The sequence below is a fragment of the Acidovorax sp. genome, from assembly GCF_016783915.1.
Classification (GTDB): domain Bacteria; phylum Pseudomonadota; class Gammaproteobacteria; order Burkholderiales; family Burkholderiaceae_C; genus Acidovorax.
The window spans coordinates 1-18546 of sequence record NZ_JADHVT010000018.1 but is presented as its reverse complement, the minus strand read 5'-3'; the positions used below and the strand labels follow the sequence as shown (position 1 = coordinate 18546).

Below are 18546 nucleotides of genomic sequence, written 5' to 3'. Positions count from 1 at the left end.
CCGCCTCGCCCATCGTCCGCTCCAGGCCTGCACGCCATGAGTCTCAGCGTCTTTCTGGAGCTGCGGTTCTGGCTGCTGGTCGGCTTCTCGCTGGTGCTGCCGGTGGGCATCTATGCGCTGCTGCTTGTCACGCGGTCGATCTCCCGCTGGGCGGTGCTGGGGTTTGGCGTGGCGCTGGTGCTGGTCGCGGGGGTGGATGTGTACCTGCTGCAGTCCATGGCGGCGCAGGCCAAAAGCACGCCTTCTCTGGCCGACGATGCGTGGTTCAGTTCCGAGCTGACGATTGCGCTGTACCTCCTGCCGGTGGTGTTTGGCGGTATAGGCGTCAATCTGATCTCGCATGTGCTGCTGCGCCACCTGACCGAGGCCGAGGGGCGTTTTGACCGTGAGCACTCCGATCGCTGAGTCGTCTGGGGTTTACGATGCTCCGATCCCTTCGATTTCAGAAAGTCAACCCGCCATGATCCTGGGTCTCGCTGCCAACCGCTTGCACCACCACACCGAAGATGCGGCGCTCTTTTCCTGGCTGCGCGCATGCGAGGCCGGTATCCGGGAACTGCAGCTGGGGTTGCACGCCGTGGGCCGCACGCACGATGCCATCGCCGCTGCGGGCATGCTGCAGGGGTACCACCCGCTGGTGCGTTACCCCTACGGACGCGAAGGTGGATTGATGAAAGTGGTGGCAGAGGTGGTGGGTATGGGGGAAGGGCGCACGCTCGATGGAGCGATTTACTTCACCGACCCTGTGGACCCTTCTTCCATCTTCCCCGAGGCGCTGGCCCTCAAGCGGCAGTGTGTGATCCATGGCAAGCCGTTTCTCTCCACCGTTGCCAGCGCACGCGACTGGATCGAGATGGAGCGTATCCACGCCGGGCTGCCGCCCGATCCGAAGGCCGACCGGTTTTATGACCATGGCACCCAGACGCTGGCCCTGATTGCGCACGACGCGTGCAAGCAGGCCATGCTCGACTTCGCCGATCGCAACTTTGATGTGCTGTCGCAGTTTCGCCACCGGGTGGCAACCGGCACCACGGGCCAGCGCCTGAACGCCCTGGCCTGGAGCAAGGGCTGGCCCGACGGGCAGCCCTGGGTGCAGCGCTTTAACAGCGGGCCGCTGGGTGGCGACGCGCAGATCGCCGACCTGGTGCTGGAGCGCCGTTGTCACCGCGCCGTTTTTTTTGAGGACCCGCATGTGGCGCGCCAGCACGAGGCCGACATCCAGCTGCTGGAGCGCGCCGTGACCACCGCCACGCACGACGCGGTGTGTGTCACCGTGCCGGGCGTGGCGCAGCGCTGGTGCGATGCCGTGCGCCTGCGCGCAGCGCGCTGATGGCGCTTTCATTTCTGTGCGTTTGTGTTCCTTCCCTTCGCTTTCTTCTTCACCTTGCGCATGCGCACACAGGCCGCCGCTTTGGTGCTGGCGGCCTGCGCCTCGGGCGCCTGTGCCATTCCCGCGTTTGACGAGGTGCGCGCGGACTTCAAGCCCTCCGACACCCTGATCCTCTCGCGCGAAGGCGAGGTGCTGCAGCGCCTGCGCACCGACGCCACCGTGCGGCGCGGCCAGTGGGTGCCGCTGGCCGATGTCTCGCCCGCGCTGCGCCAGGCGCTCGTGCTCAGCGAGGACAAGCGGTTTTTTGAACACAGCGGCGTGGACTGGCGCGCGGCCTCGTCTGCCGCCTGGGGCAACCTGTGGAACCAGCGCACGCGCGGGGCCAGCACCATCACCATGCAGCTCGCGGGTTTGCTGGATGGGGATTGGCGCCAAGGCCCCGGGGGGCGCACCGTGGTGCAGAAGGTCGGCCAGACCGTGGCGGCCCAGGTGCTGGACCGGCGCTGGCGCAAGGACCAGATCCTGGAGGCGTACCTCAACCTCGTGCCGTTTCGCAGTGAGCTGGTGGGTATCGACGCGCTGAGCCGCACCCTGTTTGGCAAGGCAGCCCATGGCCTGGATGACCGCGAGGCAGCGGTGGCGGCGGCCCTGGTGCGTGCGCCCAATGCCCGGCCTGCACTGGTGGCGCAGCGCGCCTGCGGGGTTCTGCGCGAGATGCAGCAGCGCGCTGGTGCCGGGGCGCTGCGTGTGAACTGCAATGCGCTGGACCTGTTCACCACGGCCGCATTGCAACGCCGTGCCTTCGATGCCAGCGAGGGTGTGGCACCACACTTTGCGCGCTACCTGCTGCGCCAGCGGGATAAGGACAGCGTTGTGCCCGAGCGGGTGGCCAGCACGCTGCGCGCGCCGTTGCAACGGTTTGCCATGCAGAGCCTGCAGCAGCACCTGCGCGAGTTGCGCGGGCGCCATGTGGAGGACGGCGCGGTGCTGGTGCTGGACAACGCCACGGGCGCTGTGCTGGCATGGGTCGGCTCGTCCGGCCAGCTCAGCCAGGCCAGCGAGGTCGATGGGGTGCTGGCGTTGCGCCAGCCGGGCTCCACGCTCAAGCCGTTCTTGTATGCCCAGGCGATTGCAGAACGGCGGCTCACGGCGGCCTCGCTGGTAGAGGATTCGCCCGCGCAGATCACCACGGCCGCGGGGCTCTACATTCCGCAGAACTACGACCGACAGTTCAAGGGCTGGGTGTCAGTGCGCACGGCGCTGGCAGCGTCGCTCAACGTGCCCGCCGTGCGCACGCTGGTCATGGTCACGCCCGACGCGTTCCACCGCCAGCTCGGGGCGGTGGGTTTGCCGCTGCGCGAAAGCGGCGATTATTTTGGCTACAGCCTGGCGCTGGGCAGCCCCGAGGTGCCGCTGCTGCACCTGACCAATGCCTACCGCACGCTCGCCAACGGCGGGCGGGCCAGTCCTGTTGCAGTCACGCTCGCCAACGGCGGGCGGCTGACCGCTGTGGCGCTGGCCGATGCCAAGCCCCGCTTCACGCCCGCCATGGATGCGAACGCTGCCTTTATCGTGGGAGACATCCTGTCCGACGGCAATGCACGAGCCCGCACCTTTGGCACCGACAGCGTGCTGGCCACGCGGTTCTGGACGGCGGTGAAAACCGGCACCAGCAAGGACATGCGCGACAACTGGGCAGTGGGCTGGTCCGAGCGCTACACCGTGGGCGTATGGGTGGGCAATGCCAGCGGCGCTGCGATGCATGAGGTCAGCGGCACCAGCGGTGCTGCGCCCATCTGGGCGGCGGTGATGGGTTTCCTGCATGCCCGCGAGCCCAGCCGGGCGCCCAAGGCCCCTCAGGGCTTGGTGCGGGCGGCAGTGCGGTTTGGCCCGGGGCAGCCGCCGTCTGCAGGTGTCCCCCAGCCGTTGGAAGCCGCGCGCGACGAATGGTTTGTGCCTGGCACGCAGCAGTCTTTATTTGCTATTGATTCAATAGCTTCAGAGCCATATTCCACTAGCGCATTTGGCCAAAAATTCTCTAAAAACACTGCCCCCACCCCTACGGCGCCTCCTGCGGGTGCCTCTGCCCGCATCACCGCCCCGGCGTCCGGCACGGTGATCGCGCTGGACCCGGACATCCCGCCCATGCGCCAGCGCCTGCAGTTCACCGCCACGGGCGATGCGGTGCAGTGGCGGCTGGACGGCAAAACTCTGGGCCGTGGGCCTCGGTTGGCCTGGTTGCCCTGGCCCGGGCGGCATGTGGTGCAACTCACCGACGGGCAGGGTAAGGTGCTGGACGAGGTCCGGCTGGAGGTGCGTGGCGCAGGTGTGGTGGCCGCAACTCTCCGGGCAGGTGCGCATTGACGCTATCAATTCCGAGGAATACGGTGTGACTTGGCGGTGCTGTACCGTTCAGGTCGCTGTTTAAAATAGTTACAAACTATCTGTATGTTCTCGTTCCGCCAGTTTTTCTCTCACCGCCTGATCTGGCTGGCTTTGCTGGTGGCCTTGGGCATCGGTGCGTTGTTTGCCCGCACCATCTGGACCATTCGCAACGACGAGTGGACCTACGCGGAGCAGACCAGTACCAACCTGGCCCGCACCTTGGAGCAGGGGCTGGCTTGGTCGCTGGACTCGTTCGACAAATCCCTCGAGGGCGTGGCCCGCGAGGTGGCGCAGCCCGAGGTGTGGGCGCTGCCGCCTGACCTGCGCTCGCGGGTAGTGTTTGACAACTCGCTGCGTGCGCGCGGCGCGGGCGATGTGCTGGTGCTGGACGCTCAGGGCAACGTCATTCTGGACTCAGGCTCCCTGACTCCCCGCCGCGCCAACCTGGGCGACCGCGACTACTTTCTGGCTTTTCGCGACCAGGGCCAGCGCGGGTTATTTGTTGGCAAGCCTGTGCCTTCACGGGTGACCGGCCTGAACATCCTGCCCATCTCGCGCGCTTACTACCATGCAGACGGCAGCTTTGCGGGGGTCGTAGTGGGCGCCCTCCGCCTGAGCTATTTCAACGAACTTTTTGGCTCGGTGAACCTGGGTCCCAGCAGCGGCATCAACATGTTCCGACAGGACGGGGTGGTGATCTCCCGCTTTCCGTATGGCGATGCTGATGTAGGAAAGAACCTTGCGGGCACGCCCAATATGGTGCGCATGCAGCAAGAGGGCTCTGGCTCGTTTGTTGGCGTAGCCGCGCTGGATGGAGTGGAGCGCCTGTATTCGTTCCGGCCAGTGGGCAACTACCCCTTGATCCTGAACGTGGCCCAGTCCACCGAAACCATCCTGGCCAAGTGGCGGAGCAGCGCCTGGGTGCTGGGCGGATTTGCCGCGCTGCTCATGCTGGGTTGCCTGGGACTGGCCCTGCTTTTCGTGCGGGAACTGGTGCTGCGCCAGCAGGTGTCGGTGCGTCTGGCCGAGGCCGAGCACGACCTGCGTACCACCCTCGACAACGTGCCTTCGATGATTGCGTATTGGGATTCCAGCATGCACAACCGGTTTGCCAACCGTGCTGCACTGGAGGAGTTCGGTGCCTACCCGGTGCCCGTGCGCGGCCGACACATCAGCGAGCTGCTCAGCCCAACCCGCTATGCGGCCAGCAAGCCCTACTACGACTATGCATTGGCCGGCGCGCCGCAGCGTTTTGAGCGCACGGACGAGGATCCCCAGGGCCAGCCGCGGCACAGTATCGTCTCCTACCTGCCCGACGCAGACGCGCACGGCGTGGTCACCGGTCTCTTTGTGCAAGTGACGGACATCACCGAGCGCAAGCGCATGGAGAACGAGCTGTTCGACGAGAAAGAGCGCGTGCGCCTGACGCTGCAAGCCATTGGTGATGCCGTGGTCTGCTCGGACGCGAAGGGCATGGTGACCTATCTCAACCCCGTGGCCGAACGTCTCACGGGTTGGCAAGCGTTCGACGCAGCAGGCCACACCGTGGACGAGGTGGTGAGCCTGCGCAGCCCCGACAACGATGAGCCTCTGGCGACCACGCTGCGTGCGGCCATCCAGCGCGGCGTAGCGACGTACCCCGTGCGGGGCGTTCTGTTGCACCGTACCAATGGTCGGCGCTTCCAGGTGGAAGAAACCGCCAGCCCCATCACCGACCGCCATGGCACCGTGACCGGCGCGGTGGCCGTGTTGCGCGACGTGACCGAGGCCGTGGCCATGGCCGAGCGCATGTCCCACCTTGCACAGTACGACGCGCTGACCGACTTGCCCAACCGTGTGCTGCTGCAGGACCGCGCCCAGTTGGCCATGGCCCAGGCGCGGCGCGATGGCAAGTCGCTGGCGGTGATGTACCTGGACCTCGATGGCTTCAAGGAGGTCAACGACCGCCTGGGCCATGATGTGGGCGATGTCCTGCTGGTGCAGTTTGCCCAGCGCCTGCAGGCGGCGGTGCGCGCGTCCGACACCGTGTGCCGGCAGGGGGGCGACGAGTTTGTGGTGCTGCTGCCCGGGCTGGACGGGTTGGAGCCCGCCTGCCTGGTGGCGCGCAAGATCCTGGCGGCCTGCGACGCTGCGTTTGACCTGGCCGGGCAGCCGGTGCGGGTGGGTGTGAGTGGCGGTATTGCGTTGTTTCCGCAGCATGGCAGCACGTTCGATGAGCTGTCGCGCCATGCCGACGGTGCCATGTATGCGGCCAAGCGAGGCGGGCGCATGCGCTTCATGCTCTACCAGGGCCCGGATGCCGATCCCGAGGTGGTGTTGCCCGAGCCCGCTTTGGTGGCCACGGCCCAGTAGTCCACGTGCTAGCGCCCGGCGTCTGGATGGCATGGCACCGCCCGGCACTGGAAATTTGTTGCACGCAGTCGAAAAAATTTTGATGGCTGGCTCTGGCGCCACCGCCTACCATTCGGCGCATTCGCCATTCTGGAGAGCCCGCGTGCCCAACCTGTCCAAAATCACCTGCATCGAAGACCTGCGTGTCATTGCCCAGCGCCGCGTGCCGCGCATGTTCTATGACTACGCCGATTCGGGCTCGTACACCGAGGGCACCTACCGCGCCAACGAAAGCGACTTCCAGCGCATCAAGCTGCGCCAGCGCGTGGCCGTGAACATGGAAGGCCGCACTACCCGCACCACCATGGTGGGTCAGGACGTGGCCATGCCCGTGGCCATTGCGCCCACCGGCCTCACCGGCATGCAGCATGCCGACGGCGAGATCCTGGGCGCCAAGGCGGCAAAAGCGTTCGGCATTCCGTTCACGCTCTCGACCATGAGCATCTGCTCCATCGAGGACGTGGCCGAACACACGGGCCGCCACCCGTTCTGGTTCCAGGTGTATGTCATGCGCGATCGCGACTTCATCGAACGCCTGATCGACCGCGCCAAGGCGGCCAATTGTTCGGCGCTGCAGCTCACGCTGGACCTGCAGATCCTGGGCCAGCGCCACAAGGACATCAAGAACGGCCTCTCGGCCCCGCCCAAGCCCACCATCGCCAACCTCATCAACCTGGCCACCAAGCCGCGCTGGTGCCTGGGCATGCTGGGCACCCAGCGCCGCAGTTTTGGCAACATCGTGGGCCACGCCAAGGGCGTGGGCGACCTGTCGTCGCTGTCGTCATGGACGGCAGAGCAGTTCGACCCGCAGCTCAACTGGGGAGATGTGGAATGGATCAAGAAGCGCTGGGGCGGCAAGCTGGTCCTCAAAGGCATCATGGACGCTGAGGACGCCCGCCTGGCCGTCAACAGCGGTGCCGATGCGCTCATCGTCAGCAACCATGGTGGCCGCCAGCTCGACGGCGCGCCGTCCTCCATCGCCGCGCTGCCCGGCATTGCTTCAGCGGTGGGCAAAGGCATCGAGGTGTGGATGGACGGCGGCATCCGCAGCGGGCAAGACGTGCTCAAGGCCCGCGCTTTGGGCGCTCAGGGCACGCTGATTGGTCGCAGCTTCTTGTACGGCCTGGGCGCCTATGGTGAGGCGGGCGTGACGCGCGCACTGCAGATCATCCAGAAAGAGCTGGACATCACCATGGCGTTCTGCGGCCACACCAACATCAACAACGTAGATTCCTCGATTCTGCTGCCGGGTACCTTTCCCACCGTCTGAGTCCAGGCCTGGCCTTCACCTGGCGGCCGTTGCTGTTGCCGGTGCCGGCAGGCGTTTGAGTGTGGCCAGATAGGCCACCACGTCCTCGCGGTCGCGCGCATCGTCGAGCTGGTAGTCCATGCCTTGGCCGGGGATCAGCGCCTCGGGGTCGGTCAGCCAGGCCTTGAGCGTGGCACGCGTCCACAGCAGCTTGCTTGCGCGCAGCGCGGGCGAGTAGTCAAAGTCCTTCAGCGCCCCCGCGCGGCGCCCCACCACGCCCCGGTGTGCAGGGCCGTCTCCATGCTGGTCCGGGCTGTGGCAACTGCTGCAGTGTGCGGCGTACAGTGCCGCGCCGCGCTCTACCGACTGGGCTGCTGCGGGGCTGTAGGCCCCCCACACCAAGGTGGCCGCAACGGCAACCCAATGAACAGGTGACAGTGGGCGAGGCAGAGGCATGGCGGGCAGCATGGGGTGGAAAGTGCGAGCGTTGTGGGCAGAGGGGACTCTGGCAGTACGGACAATCCCGCTGTCTGGATTCATGCCCGTCGCGGTTGGGGTGCCCGACACCTCAGCTACACCAATTTACGGAGCCGGGGCACCGTTTTTGTGCCCGGCTACATCCAAAGTGCCTGCTGTGGCGTATTCACCTACAGCAAAGCCCCGCAGGGCCTGCCAACCCGATCAATCCAAGACAATGGGCGCATGAGCACCCTCCACCCAGACAGTGAACTGATGGACCTCCTTGACCGCATCGCCGCGCAGGACGATTCCGCGCTGAAAAGACTGTACGAGCGCACCTCGTCGCAGCTTTTTGGCTTGGCCTTGCGCATCGTCCGTAACCGCGACGCGGCGGAGGATGTGCTTCAGGAGGCGTTTTTGACCATCTGGCGCGGCGCGGGCAACTATCGCGCATCGCTGAGTCCGCCCATGGCGTGGATGGGTTTGATCGTGCGCAGCCGGGCGCTGGACGCCCTGCGCAAGCGCTCCACCGACCGGGCCGATCTCATGAATGAGCTGGATGACGAGATGGCGCAGACGCTGGAGGGAGATACGCCCAACCCCATGGACGCCGCCGATGCCAGCGAGCAGGCCTTTGCACTGCACCACTGCCTGGGCAAGCTCGATCACAAGCAGCGCGAAGTGGTGAGCCTGGCCTACCTGCGCGACCAGAGCCACGGCGAGCTGGCCGAGCAACTCAAGCTGCCGCTGGGCACCGTCAAGACCTGGATTCGCCGGGGCCTGGAACAGCTGCGCACCTGCATGGCGCGTTTTGCGTGAGGTTGCCATGAACATTACCCAACACCCCGAACTGCTCGACCGTCTGGCTGCCAGCTATGCCCTGGGCACGCTGCGTGGCGGCGCCCGCCGCCGATTTGAAAGCTTGGCACGCGAACACGCCACCGTGCGCGCTGCCGCCCTGGTCTGGCAGACCCGCTGGTCCGGCCTGACCGAGTTGCAGCCCGCCATCCACCCCGCGCCCGCCGTGTGGACGCGCATCGACAACCTGGTGCAGGCCGACCGGGCTGCGGCAGCCATGCTGGCTGCCCGTGTTCCACAGGCCGCTGAGGCACGAGGAGGTTGGTGGCGCAACCTGCTGGTGTGGCGCGGTGCGGCGGCTGCGGGCGCCATCGCCACCCTGGCGGCTGTGGTGGTGGGGGTGCAGGTCAATGGAGGCCTGCGTGCCACCACGGGCGCGCAGATCGCCACGCTGCAACAACAACTGCAAGCCACGCCCCAGATCCAGTACGTGGCCGTGCTGGCAGATGACAAGGCCGATGCGTCGATGTTGGTGACTTTCGACCCCAAGAACAACCAGCTGGTGCTGCAGCGCGTGGGCGGCTTTCAGGAGGGTACGGACAAGTCCCTCCAACTGTGGGCGCTGCCGCCCGCTGGCGGCCCGCGCTCATTGGGCGTGCTGGGGCAGGACAAGTTGCTCAAGCTGGTGGCCCAGGAGGGCGATGTGAAAGAAGTGCCCACGCTGGCCATCAGCCTGGAGCCACGCGGCGGCGTGCCCAGCGCTACCGGCCCCACCGGCCCGGTGCTGTTCAAGGGCGCACTCATCCGCAAGGCGACCTGATCGCCTGCGCTGATGCAGCACTACGCTGCCACAGGCCCCGTGCTGTGCCGCTCATCGGCCGCACGGGGCCTTTTTGATGGGCCCTGCCTTTTGGCTGGCAGGGCGGGTGCCGATGGGGCAACCTCCGGGGCAGCGTTGGCGCCCTGGGGTTTCACGGTCTGCCGACCTGTGCGGCGCTATCCAGGCACGGATGCATGAAGCTATTTTGGGCGCCGCAGGCACGCCCCGCTACGCGCGCCCGTCAAGTAGGCAGCATTCAATAAAAAAATGATAATTGTGATGTAAATACTATTGCATTTCTATTTTTGCTGTTTAAAAATGATTTCCGGGGGTTTGAATCCAGCGGCGCCGCCTCGGCGTATTGAGGGTGGGGCGCTCGCTCCCCACCACCATCTACGAGGAGATTTCCATGCCATTGAAAAAACTCAGTCTGGCCGTGCTGGCCATGCTGGCCGCAGGTACCGCCGGTGTCAGCCTGGCTTCCAGTCACCGCGAGGCGCCGTTCATCACAACCCAGCCCAAGGTTGACGGCAGTGACTTTTACCTGTTCAACAGCTACGAACCGGGTCGAGCGGGCTTTGTCACCATGATCGCCAACTACCTGCCCCTGCAGGATGCCTATGGCGGCCCCAATTACTTCAGCCTGGACTCGAATGCGCTGTACGAGATCCACATCGACAACAACGGCGACGCGGCGGAGGACATCACCTTTCAGTTCCGTTTCAAGAACACGCTGAACAACGGTGGCAATGGCATCACCCTCGATATCGGCCCTGACGGTGCCCGCAAGAAGGTGGCGATCCCGCTGCGCAATGCCGGTGGCATCAGCGGCGCGGCGGGCGACCCGCTGGCCTACCGCGAAGAGTATGAGATGTTCATCGTGCGCGGTGACCGCCGTACCGGCAAGCGCGAGCAGATCACCATGGCCGGTGGGGGCGCTACCTTCACCAAGCCCATCGACTACATCGGAGAAAAATCGCTGGGCAATGCGGCCGCCTACGACGCCTATGCCGGCAAGTATGTGTATGGCATCAACATCCCCGGCTGCTCCACCCCCGGCAAGGTGTTTGTGGGCCAGCGGCAGGACCCGTTCCCGGTGTCGCTGGGCACCATCTTTGACCTGGTGAATGCGCCTGCCGCCGTCATCACCAGCGAGTCGAATGCTGCGGCCTTCGGCGCTGGCCAGATCGCCAACAAGAACGTGACTTCGCTCGCGGTGGAAGTGCCCACCAATTGCCTCACGGCAGCGTCGGGCGAGAAGGTCATTGGCGGCTGGACCACTGCCAGCCTGCGCCAGGCCCGCTTGCTCAATGGCAAGCCCGAATCGGGCCTGCAAGCCAGCGAAAAGGCCGGTGGCGCATGGACGCAGGTCTCGCGCCTGGGCATGCCGCTGGTCAACGAGGTGGTGATTGGTCTCAAGGACAAGGACAAGTTCAACGCGTCCAAGCCCAAGGATGATGCTGCCAACTTTGCGGACTATGTGACGCACCCCACGCTGCCCGCGCTGGTCGAGACGCTGTTTGGCGCCAAGGCCCCCACCAACTTCCCGCGCACCGACCTGATGACGGCGTTCCTTACCGGGCTGCCCACCGTCAACCGCCCCGGCAACATCACCGGCCTGGGTGCAGGCGGCCCCCTGGCCGAAATGCTGCGCCTGAACACAGGCATTGCCGCCACGGCTGCACCTGCGCAGAACCCGCTGGGGGTGGTGGCAGGGGACGCGGCAGGCTTCCCCAACGGGCGCCGCCTGGGTGACGATGTGGTGGACGTATCGCTGCGCGTGGCTATGGGCGCGCTGTGCACGGTGACGGGTGCCACGGACACGCTCAAGGTGGGCTGCAAGCCCGGTGATGCCCCTGCGGGAGGCGTAGCGTTTGTGGACGGCTCGCGCACCAAGGCCACCGACTACCGTACAGCTTTCCCTTATGTGAATCCACCGCTGCCCGGTGCCAAGAACTTCTGACCCGAAGGAGACACACCATGCAAAAGAACCTTCGGATTCAGCGCCTTGCCCTTGCTTCGGTGGCGGCATTGGCCATCACCGGTTGCGGCGGGGGCGGTAGCGGCGACAACACGGCAGACCCTGGCAATGGGGGCCCCGTGATGGTGAATGCGTTCGCGTATGTGCAGCCCATTGTGGCCAGCGGTGCGTCGGACACCACCGAGCCTCAGGCGGTGGACCAGCTGGTGCTGTCCAGCACCGAGACTGAAGAGCCCGATTCGCGGCTCTGACCCTAGCGCGATGACCTGGCTGCGCCCTGAATGGGCGCGGCCAGGAACATCCGTGTGTGAGTGCGTCTACCCCGATATCCGTTGTTGTCACGAGCCCATGAAGAAATCTCCTCACTGTTTGTGCGCGGCCTTGTGCCTGGTGTTCTGGGCGGGCACGGCCATGGCTGCCTTGCCGCAGGACTTGACCCCCGGCCTGGATGCCGAGGTGGTCGAGCGCCTGCCCGAGCGTGTGAGCGCAGCTCCCGCCACACCCCAGGCCGCCGCCACCACGGCGCGGCGATGGATCACGTTGTCACGTGAGACGGCTGACCCGCGATACCTGGGCCGGGCACAGGCGGCGCTGGCAAGCTGGTGGGGCCAGGCGGACGCCCCGGCCGATCTGCTGGTGTTGCAGGCCACCGTGGAGCAAGGGCGCCATGAATTTTCAGCAGCGCGCGCAACGCTGGAGCGTGCCTTGCAAACCAACCCGGCACAGGTGCAGGGCTGGCTCACGCTGGCCACGCTGGAGCGTGTGGCCGCGCGCTATGAGGCCGCCGAGGCCGCTTGCCGCAACGTAGCTCGCTATGGTGCCGCGCTGTATGCCACCGCCTGCCTGCTCGAAACCCGCTCACTGCAAGGCCAGCATGATGCCGCGCGCAATGGCTTCACCGCGCTGCGGCAGCAGGTTGCGGGGGATGCTGCCCAGCGGGCCTGGATTGGGTCGCTGCTGGCCGAGAGCGAAGAGCGCGCTGGGCGCGATGATGCCGCCGACGCTGCCTACCGCCGCAGCCTGGCCGATGCCCCTGACGGCTACACCGCGCTGGCCTATGCCGACCAGCTCCTGCGCCGCAACCGTGCGAGCGCCGCGCTGGAGGTGCTCAGGCACCAGCCTGACAGCGACTCCGTGCTGCTGCGCCGTGCACAGGCCCTGCGGCTGATGGTGGACGCCGCGTGGCAGCCCCTGGTGCGCGACCTGGAAGCGCGTTTTGCCGCCATCGCGGCGCGCGGAGAGGGGCTGGACGCCCACGCCCGGGAACGGGCCTTGCTGGCGCTGTGGTTGCAGGGGCAACCCGCCGCCGCATGGAAGGCGGCCCGCACCAACCTTGCCCTGCAAAAAGAGCCACTCGACTGGTGGCTTGCACTGCAGACCTCTGAGCAGTCGGGCGACGCTGCTGCCCACCAGGCCGTGCGGCAGGCCCTGCAGCAAGCAGGGCTGCAGGACATGCGCCTGGCGCGCTGGCAGACCCGGGGAGGCCAATGATGCACTGCAGGCACTGGATATCGGGTGCCCTGCGGGCCGCGGCGGCTGCGGTGTTGGCCTGTTTGGTGCTGGCGCCCAGCGCCTGGGCCCACAAGGCCAGCGACGCCTATCTGCGGGTGGCGGATGCACCGGCCCCCCAGGGCACTGCAGGGGCGGGCGCATCGATAGGCCTTGTGTTGTCGGTGGCATTGAAGGATGTGGATGCCGCGCTGGAGCAGCTCGATGCTGATGGCGACCGCCAGCTCACATGGGGCGAGGTGCGACAGTCCATGCCCGCCATCGTCCAGTGGGTGGGCCAGGGCATGTTGTGGCAGTGCGACGGAACGGCGACGGTGCCTGACTGGCGATTTGAAGCGCTGGAGCAGCGCACCGATGGGCGTTACGCGCGACTGGCTGCCACGCTGCCCTGTGCGCCAGCCCAGGCGGTCACCCTGCGCTACGGCCTGATGCAGGGCCTCGACCCCACACACCGCCTGCTGGTGGGCGGCGCGTTGAGCGGCCGGACGCTGGCGGCCGTGCTGGCCCCTGACGGGCGCTCCGGCACCGACCTGCGCTCTGCGGGCAGCCGCGCCGGACAAGCGGGGGCAGACGGTGCGGAAGGGGCTCAAGGCGCGGACGCAACAGAGCCCGGCGCCCCGCGCGGCGGGTTGGCAACGCTGCTGCACTTTGTGACCGAGGGGGTGCACCACATCCTGGCTGGCTACGACCACCTGGCCTTTTTGCTGGCGCTGTTGCTGCCGATCTCCCTGTCGCGGCCGCAGTCTCGTCGCCATCGCGATCTGCCTTCGCATACGGAGTCCGGCACAACGCCAACCGCTGAAACCCCGCCTTCCGGCGCCAGCGACCGCCTTGCCGGGATCAAGGCGCTGCTCATCACGGTGACCTGTTTCACGGTGGGCCACTCCATCACGCTGGCACTGGCGGGCCTGGGCTGGGTCACCGTGTCGGGCAACTGGGTGGAGCCCGCCATTGCCATCAGCATCGGCATCTCGGCGTTGCTGAACCTGTTTCCTGTCAACGGCCTTCGCGGTAGCTGGCTTGCTCTGGGATTTGGGCTGGTGCACGGGCTGGGTTTTTCCGGGGTACTGGTGGAAGCTGGCGTGTCGGGGGCTTCGCTGTTGTGGGCCTTGGCAGGGTTCAACCTGGGGGTCGAAATGGGCCAACTCTTGGTCGTAGCCCTGTGGTGCGCTGTCTCGGTGGTTCTGGCGCGCTGGGCCTGGTATCGCTCGGTGGTGGTGCGTGGCGGCTCGATTGCGCTGCTGGTGCTGTCGCTGTACTGGACCGTGCAGCGCTTGGCCTTCGCTGGCTGAAGACACCGGTGGTCGGTCCAGCGGGTTGGCCAGACCCTGTTGATGCGCCAAAGACCCTGCGCGGCACTCTGGGATTCGCATCCAGATGCTGCCTGTGTGCGTAATGAAGCTGTCGTAGCATTTATTTACAAACACAAGGAGCGTCCCATGAAGAGTCCCCTTTCCATTGCCGCGTTGGCGGGCGTTGCGCTGGCCTGCGGGGCGGCCCAGGCCGACACCGGCAAGCTGCTGCTCACCGGCGGTGTCAGCACCATTGCCGGGTCGGCGGGCGGCGGTTTGACCCCCTGGGCGGTGATTGGCAGCAACGCCACCGAGGGCGAGGTGGGCGTCAGCGCCCACGCCACCCGCGCGGCCACGCAGGACTACAGCCTGAACGGCTATGGCGTGGCACTGGGCCTGCACGACCGCCTGGAGCTGTCGCTGGCACGCCAGGACTTTGATGCCTCGCCCTCCATCGCGCTCAATGGCATTGCCCCCTTTGGTGTCACGCCCGGCCAGCACATCAAGATGGACGTGCTGGGTATCAAGCTCAAAGTGGCGGGCGACGCGGTGCTCAACAGCGACAGCTGGATGCCCCAGATTGCGGTGGGGCTGGAGCACAAGCGGGTGCACCCGGGCTCCATCGGCTCGGTGCTGGATTTTCTGGGCACCAAAACCAGCGGCACCGATGTGTACGTGAGTGCTACCAAGCTGCTGCTGGCGCAAAGCCTGCTGGTCAACGGCACGCTGCGCTACACCAATGCCAACCAGAACGGCCTGCTGGGTTTTGGCTCGGCCGCACCCGGCAAGAACAGCCGCAGCCTGCAGCCCGAGTTCTCGGTGGCGTACCTGATCAACAAGAACCTGGCGGTGGGTGCCGAATACCGCTTCAAGCCCAACAACCTGCAGGCGCTGGGCGCTGCGGCAGGCCTGGGCACTGCCCTGCGCGAAGACGACTGGAAGGACATCTTTGTGGCCTGGGCGCCCAGCAAGAACGTGTCGCTCACGCTGGCCTATGTGGACCTGGGCCGCATCGTGCCCGGCATCACCAACAACCGCCGCCAGACCGGTTACTACCTGTCGGCCCAAGTCGCTTTCTGAGGAGATTGTCATGACGCACCCCAAAACCCTCATGGCACTGGCCATCGCTCTGAGCGGTTTGCTTGCTGCCCCGGCCTTTGCGCAGACTGCTGCGGCTCCAGCGGCGACCACCACCACCACCACCCCTGCCGGCCTGTACCAGGCCCTGGGTGAAAAGCCCGGAATCACCCGCCTGGTGGACGATTTCGTGAACCGTCTGGTGAAGGACCCACGCATCGGCAGCCACTTCAAGGACACCAAACCAGCCGCCCTGAAGGAAAGCCTGACCGACCAGTTCTGCCAGTTGAGCGGCGGCCCTTGCAAATATGAAGGCGCTGACATGAAATCGGCCCATGCCGACATGGACATCAACAAGGGCCACTTCAACGCCCTGGTGGAGGTGCTGCAAAGCGCCATGGATGCCCAGGGCATACCGTTCGCTCAACAAAACCGCCTGCTGGCCTTGTTGGCGCCCATGCACCGTGATGTGATCACCAAGCGGTAAGACAATGAAAAACGCTATTTTTTTCATAGCGGCTGGCGCAATATTCACTAGCGCTTCCGCCGGAAATGTCCAGATCCAGGTGCTGGACCGCGATGGCAAGCCCGTGCCCGACGCGGTGGTGGTGGTCTACCCCAGTGCCACTGCGGGCGCGGCCCCCAGCCTGTTGCAGCCCAGCCCCACCATCGAGCAGGAGCGCATGCGTTTTGTGCCCGCGGTCACGGTGGTGATGCCGGGCTCCACCGTGCGGTTTACCAACCAGGACCGGTGGGACCACCACGTGCGCGGCAACCCCACTGGTGCGTCCGCCGCAGCAGCACCGGCTGCAGCGACTTCCAATTTTGAGCTGCGCCTCGCGGGCAAGGCCGATGGCAAGCCCGCCAACTTTGCGGACGTCAAACTCGACACCCCTGGCGTGGTGCTGCTGGGCTGCCACCTGCACGGTTCCATGCGCGGCCACGTGTTTGTGACCGATTCGGCCTGGACACTCAAGACCGACAACGATGGCATTGCCCGATTTGCCAGCGTGCCGGATGGCGCCGCACAGGTGCGCGTGTGGCACGCCGAGCAACTGGTGGACCTGCCGCGCAAGGCGCTGAATGTGGTGCCCGGCCCGGTGCTGGATACCGTGCAGCTCAGCGTGGTGCCGCGGGTGCGCCGTGCACCGCCAGCCGCGCCCGCAGGCCCTGGCAACAGTCCCGGTGGACCCATGGGGTCGTACAGCCTGGCGCCCGTCTCGCCTCCCCAGGCACATCAGCACCCTGGCAGCTGACCCGCCACCACAGCGGGTGGTCCAAGGGAGGGGGGTCAGCAGGGCAGCGATTTTTTGGGGCTTGGTCCTTCGCCCGCTCTTTCGTCTGAGTGTCTGCGGGCGTCCCCCTGCGGGGTCGTCCACAGGCTCTCAGGTCAGCCCGGCAGCTTGAGCCCGCCCGGTCCGGAGGGCACGGTGTTGGCGCTGCTCTTTTGGCTGCCGGCCGTTGCACTGCCCACGTCCTGCTTCACGCTGCCAGGGGGTGCGTTCAGGTACAGGTACAGCGCTTGCGCATCCACGTCGCTGAGTTGCCCGAGCGACTCGAAGGGCATCACCTGGATCGGTGTGCCGTCAGGCCGCTTGCCCGTGCGCAGCATGGCCACAAAGCTTGCGGCGTTGGGGTAGCGTGCCAGGGCGCTGTCGGCACTGTGTGTGCCAGGGCGGATGTCTGCTGCCGCAGGCCAGTCAGGCGGGCCGCCGGGGATTTTGCCGCCCGACAGGTCGGCACCATGGCAGCCGATGCACATGTTGGCCACGTACTGGCCGTTGGCCAGCGTCACTCCGGCAGCCGTCGGCCGTGAGGGGGCCAGCTGGTGGTCAATGCGCGAGGCCGCGTCGGGAATGGCACCCAGCCCATACAGCACCCAGGCAGGGTGCGGCAGATCGATCACGGCCTGCGTGCCCTCCTTGGGGGGGAACTGGCGCACATACGACACCAGGGCGTTCAGGTCTTCGTTGGTGAAGCGGTTGTAGTCCTCGCTGGGCATGACCAGCACCGGGCGGCCATTGGGCTTGACGCCGTGGCGGATCACGCTGTTCCAGTCCTCGGGCTGGTAGCGCGCCACCACGCCAGCCGGTGTGATGTTAGGCCCTACGATGCGCGTGCCCTTGCCATCGTTGACGAACTCGCGGCCTGTGCCTTGTGCGCCATGGCAGTCGGTGCAGCCACGCGATGCATACAGATAGCGCCCACGTTCGATGGTCTGCGCATCGGTGGTGTAGGCCACGGGGCGGGGTTTGATGTCGATGTAGCGGTTGCGTTTTTGCTCGGCCAGGTACAGGCCGCTGGCGGCGGTGGCGACAACGATCACGCCCAGCAGCAGCGCGCTGCCTGCGGTCCATTTGATCCAGCGTTTCATGGTGGTATCCCTCTTCTTCGAATGGTGGCGGACGGGCTGAACGAATCAGCATGCCCAGGCGCCGGATTCTGAAGTCGAAGAAGCGGTTTGTGGCACCCCACCACCGCAGGGTATGGCGGGGCCGGTGACATTTGTCACAAACGGCCCGCCAGTGTGAGCAGGTGTAGCCTGTTCACACGCGCTCCATATCCTCTCAGCGCTCGATGGTCTTGTTCCAGCGCGCGTTCCACGCAGGGCGGTTGGCGTTCACGCTGTCCCAGTCCAGCGTCACGGCGTTTTTCATCCACTGGCTGATCTGCGCGACCTGGGCGGCACCTTCACCCACGGCAGGCGCCTTGGGGTTGGTGGGAATCTGCGCGCCAAACTGCAGCACGTTGGCCTGTGCCAGCGGGCTCAGCAGAAACTCGGCCAGCTTTTGCGCCAGTTCGGGCTCGCTGTTCTTGGCGATCACGCATTGGCCGGTCATCAGCACCACCGAGCCCTCCTTGGGCTGTGCGTATTCCACCGGAATGCCCTTGGCTTTCAAGGCCGCCACACTGGTCGGCGTGAGCGGGAAGATCGCCGCTTCGCCCGTCTGCACCATCTCCGAAATCTTGGCCGAGCTGGGGATGTACTCCAGCACGTTGGGGCCGATGGTCTTGGCCCAGTTGTTGAAGCCAGGCTCCACGTTCTTGTCGTTGCCACCCTGGATGCGGTTGAACATCAAAAAGCCGTGCAGCCCGAACGACGACGACGGCATGGACTGGAACACCACCTTGCCCTTGTACTTGGGGTCGGCAAAGTCCATCCACGACGTAGGCGCGGCCCAGCCCTTTTCGGCAAACATCTTGGTGTTGTAGGCGATGCCGGTCATGCCCAGGCTCACGCCGCTGGCCAGGTCG

Annotated in this window: 17 protein-coding genes; 14 read left to right on the top strand and 3 right to left on the bottom strand. The window is 66.0% G+C overall.

Going from position 1 to position 18546, the window contains the following annotated elements; all coding sequences use genetic code 11:
- Positions 1-36: 36 nt before the first annotated feature.
- The 5 genes from ISS20_RS05985 (at position 37) to ISS20_RS05965 (ending at position 7376) form a co-directional block, all read left to right on the top strand.
- Entirely contained in the window at positions 37-405 is a 369-nt protein-coding gene (locus tag ISS20_RS05985) for a hypothetical protein (protein WP_291434692.1), read from the top strand.
- A 55-nt stretch (positions 406-460) separates the two neighbouring features.
- The gene (locus ISS20_RS05980; protein WP_291434690.1) at positions 461-1330 is read left to right on the top strand and encodes a methylglyoxal synthase; all 870 of its coding nucleotides are present in this window, start codon (positions 461-463) and stop codon (positions 1328-1330) included.
- A gap of 60 nt (positions 1331-1390) precedes the next feature.
- On the top strand, positions 1391-3694 hold the full coding sequence (pbpC, locus tag ISS20_RS05975; protein WP_291434732.1) for a penicillin-binding protein 1C: 2304 nt from the start codon (positions 1391-1393) through the stop codon (positions 3692-3694).
- A gap of 84 nt (positions 3695-3778) precedes the next feature.
- Positions 3779-6067: a diguanylate cyclase gene (locus ISS20_RS05970; RefSeq protein WP_291434688.1), complete on the top strand. Its 2289-nt coding sequence runs from the start codon at positions 3779-3781 to the stop codon at positions 6065-6067.
- Between the two features lie 142 nt (positions 6068-6209).
- Positions 6210-7376 carry an alpha-hydroxy acid oxidase gene (locus tag ISS20_RS05965; RefSeq protein WP_291434686.1) on the top strand — a complete coding sequence of 389 codons (1167 nt, stop codon included), beginning with the start codon at positions 6210-6212 and terminating at the stop codon, positions 7374-7376.
- Positions 7377-7391: 15 nt separating this feature from the next.
- Here the strand turns inward: ISS20_RS05965 and ISS20_RS05960 are convergent, their stop codons facing one another.
- On the bottom strand, positions 7392-7811 hold the full coding sequence (locus tag ISS20_RS05960) for a c-type cytochrome (RefSeq protein WP_291434684.1): 420 nt from the start codon (positions 7809-7811) through the stop codon (positions 7392-7394).
- Between the two features lie 246 nt (positions 7812-8057).
- Here ISS20_RS05960 and ISS20_RS05955 point away from each other — a divergent pair, with 246 nt between their 5' ends.
- The 9 genes from ISS20_RS05955 (at position 8058) to ISS20_RS05915 (ending at position 16547) form a co-directional block, all read left to right on the top strand.
- Positions 8058-8633, top strand: a complete 576-nt coding sequence (locus ISS20_RS05955; RefSeq protein WP_291434682.1) for a sigma-70 family RNA polymerase sigma factor — start codon at positions 8058-8060, stop codon at positions 8631-8633.
- Positions 8634-8640: 7 nt separating this feature from the next.
- A complete protein-coding gene (locus ISS20_RS05950) occupies positions 8641-9432 on the top strand; it encodes an anti-sigma factor (protein ID WP_291434680.1) in 792 nt (263 codons plus the stop codon).
- A 409-nt stretch (positions 9433-9841) separates the two neighbouring features.
- Positions 9842-11395 (top strand): DUF4331 domain-containing protein, encoded by a 1554-nt coding sequence (locus ISS20_RS05945; protein ID WP_291434678.1) that lies wholly within the window; start codon positions 9842-9844, stop codon positions 11393-11395.
- Positions 11396-11412: 17 nt separating this feature from the next.
- Complete coding sequence (locus tag ISS20_RS05940) at positions 11413-11664, top strand: hypothetical protein (RefSeq protein ID WP_291434677.1); 252 nt, start codon at positions 11413-11415, stop codon at positions 11662-11664.
- Between the two features lie 97 nt (positions 11665-11761).
- Positions 11762-12904: a hypothetical protein gene (locus ISS20_RS05935; protein ID WP_291434675.1), complete on the top strand. Its 1143-nt coding sequence runs from the start codon at positions 11762-11764 to the stop codon at positions 12902-12904.
- Entirely contained in the window at positions 12904-14214 is a 1311-nt protein-coding gene (locus ISS20_RS05930; protein WP_291434673.1) for a HupE/UreJ family protein, read from the top strand. Before ISS20_RS05935 ends, ISS20_RS05930 begins: the two co-directional genes overlap by 1 nt.
- A 147-nt stretch (positions 14215-14361) precedes the next feature.
- On the top strand, positions 14362-15294 hold the full coding sequence (locus ISS20_RS05925) for a DUF3034 family protein (RefSeq protein WP_291434671.1): 933 nt from the start codon (positions 14362-14364) through the stop codon (positions 15292-15294).
- Between the two features lie 10 nt (positions 15295-15304).
- A complete protein-coding gene (locus ISS20_RS05920) occupies positions 15305-15778 on the top strand; it encodes a group 1 truncated hemoglobin (protein WP_291434669.1) in 474 nt (157 codons plus the stop codon).
- Positions 15779-15782: 4 nt separating this feature from the next.
- On the top strand, positions 15783-16547 hold the full coding sequence (locus ISS20_RS05915; RefSeq protein ID WP_291434667.1) for a plastocyanin: 765 nt from the start codon (positions 15783-15785) through the stop codon (positions 16545-16547).
- Between the two features lie 134 nt (positions 16548-16681).
- Here ISS20_RS05915 and ISS20_RS05910 read toward each other — a convergent pair whose 3' ends face one another.
- Together ISS20_RS05910 and ISS20_RS05905 are read right to left on the bottom strand one after the other, a co-directional pair.
- Positions 16682-17665: a cytochrome c gene (locus ISS20_RS05910; RefSeq protein WP_291434665.1), complete on the bottom strand. Its 984-nt coding sequence runs from the start codon at positions 17663-17665 to the stop codon at positions 16682-16684.
- 193 nt (positions 17666-17858) lie between these two features.
- Positions 17859-18546: extracellular solute-binding protein (locus ISS20_RS05905; protein WP_291434663.1), on the bottom strand; the 688-nt coding region annotated here is incomplete at its 5' end.

Bases quoted from the DNA above. Each gene is read 5' to 3' on its own strand.
- ISS20_RS05985 (WP_291434692.1), top strand. From the start codon at position 37: ATGAGTCTCAGCGTCTTTCTGGAGCTGCGGTTCTGGCTGCTGGTCGGC.
- ISS20_RS05980 (WP_291434690.1), top strand. From the start codon at position 461: ATGATCCTGGGTCTCGCTGCCAACCGCTTGCACCACCACACCGAAGAT.
- pbpC (WP_291434732.1), top strand. From the start codon at position 1,391: ATGCGCACACAGGCCGCCGCTTTGGTGCTGGCGGCCTGCGCCTCGGGC.
- ISS20_RS05970 (WP_291434688.1), top strand. From the start codon at position 3,779: ATGTTCTCGTTCCGCCAGTTTTTCTCTCACCGCCTGATCTGGCTGGCT.
- ISS20_RS05960 (WP_291434684.1), bottom strand. From the start codon at position 7,811: ATGCCTCTGCCTCGCCCACTGTCACCTGTTCATTGGGTTGCCGTTGCG.
- ISS20_RS05955 (WP_291434682.1), top strand. From the start codon at position 8,058: ATGAGCACCCTCCACCCAGACAGTGAACTGATGGACCTCCTTGACCGC.
- ISS20_RS05950 (WP_291434680.1), top strand. From the start codon at position 8,641: ATGAACATTACCCAACACCCCGAACTGCTCGACCGTCTGGCTGCCAGC.
- ISS20_RS05945 (WP_291434678.1), top strand. From the start codon at position 9,842: ATGCCATTGAAAAAACTCAGTCTGGCCGTGCTGGCCATGCTGGCCGCA.
- ISS20_RS05940 (WP_291434677.1), top strand. From the start codon at position 11,413: ATGCAAAAGAACCTTCGGATTCAGCGCCTTGCCCTTGCTTCGGTGGCG.
- ISS20_RS05935 (WP_291434675.1), top strand. From the start codon at position 11,762: ATGAAGAAATCTCCTCACTGTTTGTGCGCGGCCTTGTGCCTGGTGTTC.
- ISS20_RS05930 (WP_291434673.1), top strand. From the start codon at position 12,904: ATGCACTGCAGGCACTGGATATCGGGTGCCCTGCGGGCCGCGGCGGCT.
- ISS20_RS05925 (WP_291434671.1), top strand. From the start codon at position 14,362: ATGAAGAGTCCCCTTTCCATTGCCGCGTTGGCGGGCGTTGCGCTGGCC.
- ISS20_RS05920 (WP_291434669.1), top strand. From the start codon at position 15,305: ATGACGCACCCCAAAACCCTCATGGCACTGGCCATCGCTCTGAGCGGT.
- ISS20_RS05915 (WP_291434667.1), top strand. From the start codon at position 15,783: ATGAAAAACGCTATTTTTTTCATAGCGGCTGGCGCAATATTCACTAGC.
- ISS20_RS05910 (WP_291434665.1), bottom strand. From the start codon at position 17,665: ATGAAACGCTGGATCAAATGGACCGCAGGCAGCGCGCTGCTGCTGGGC.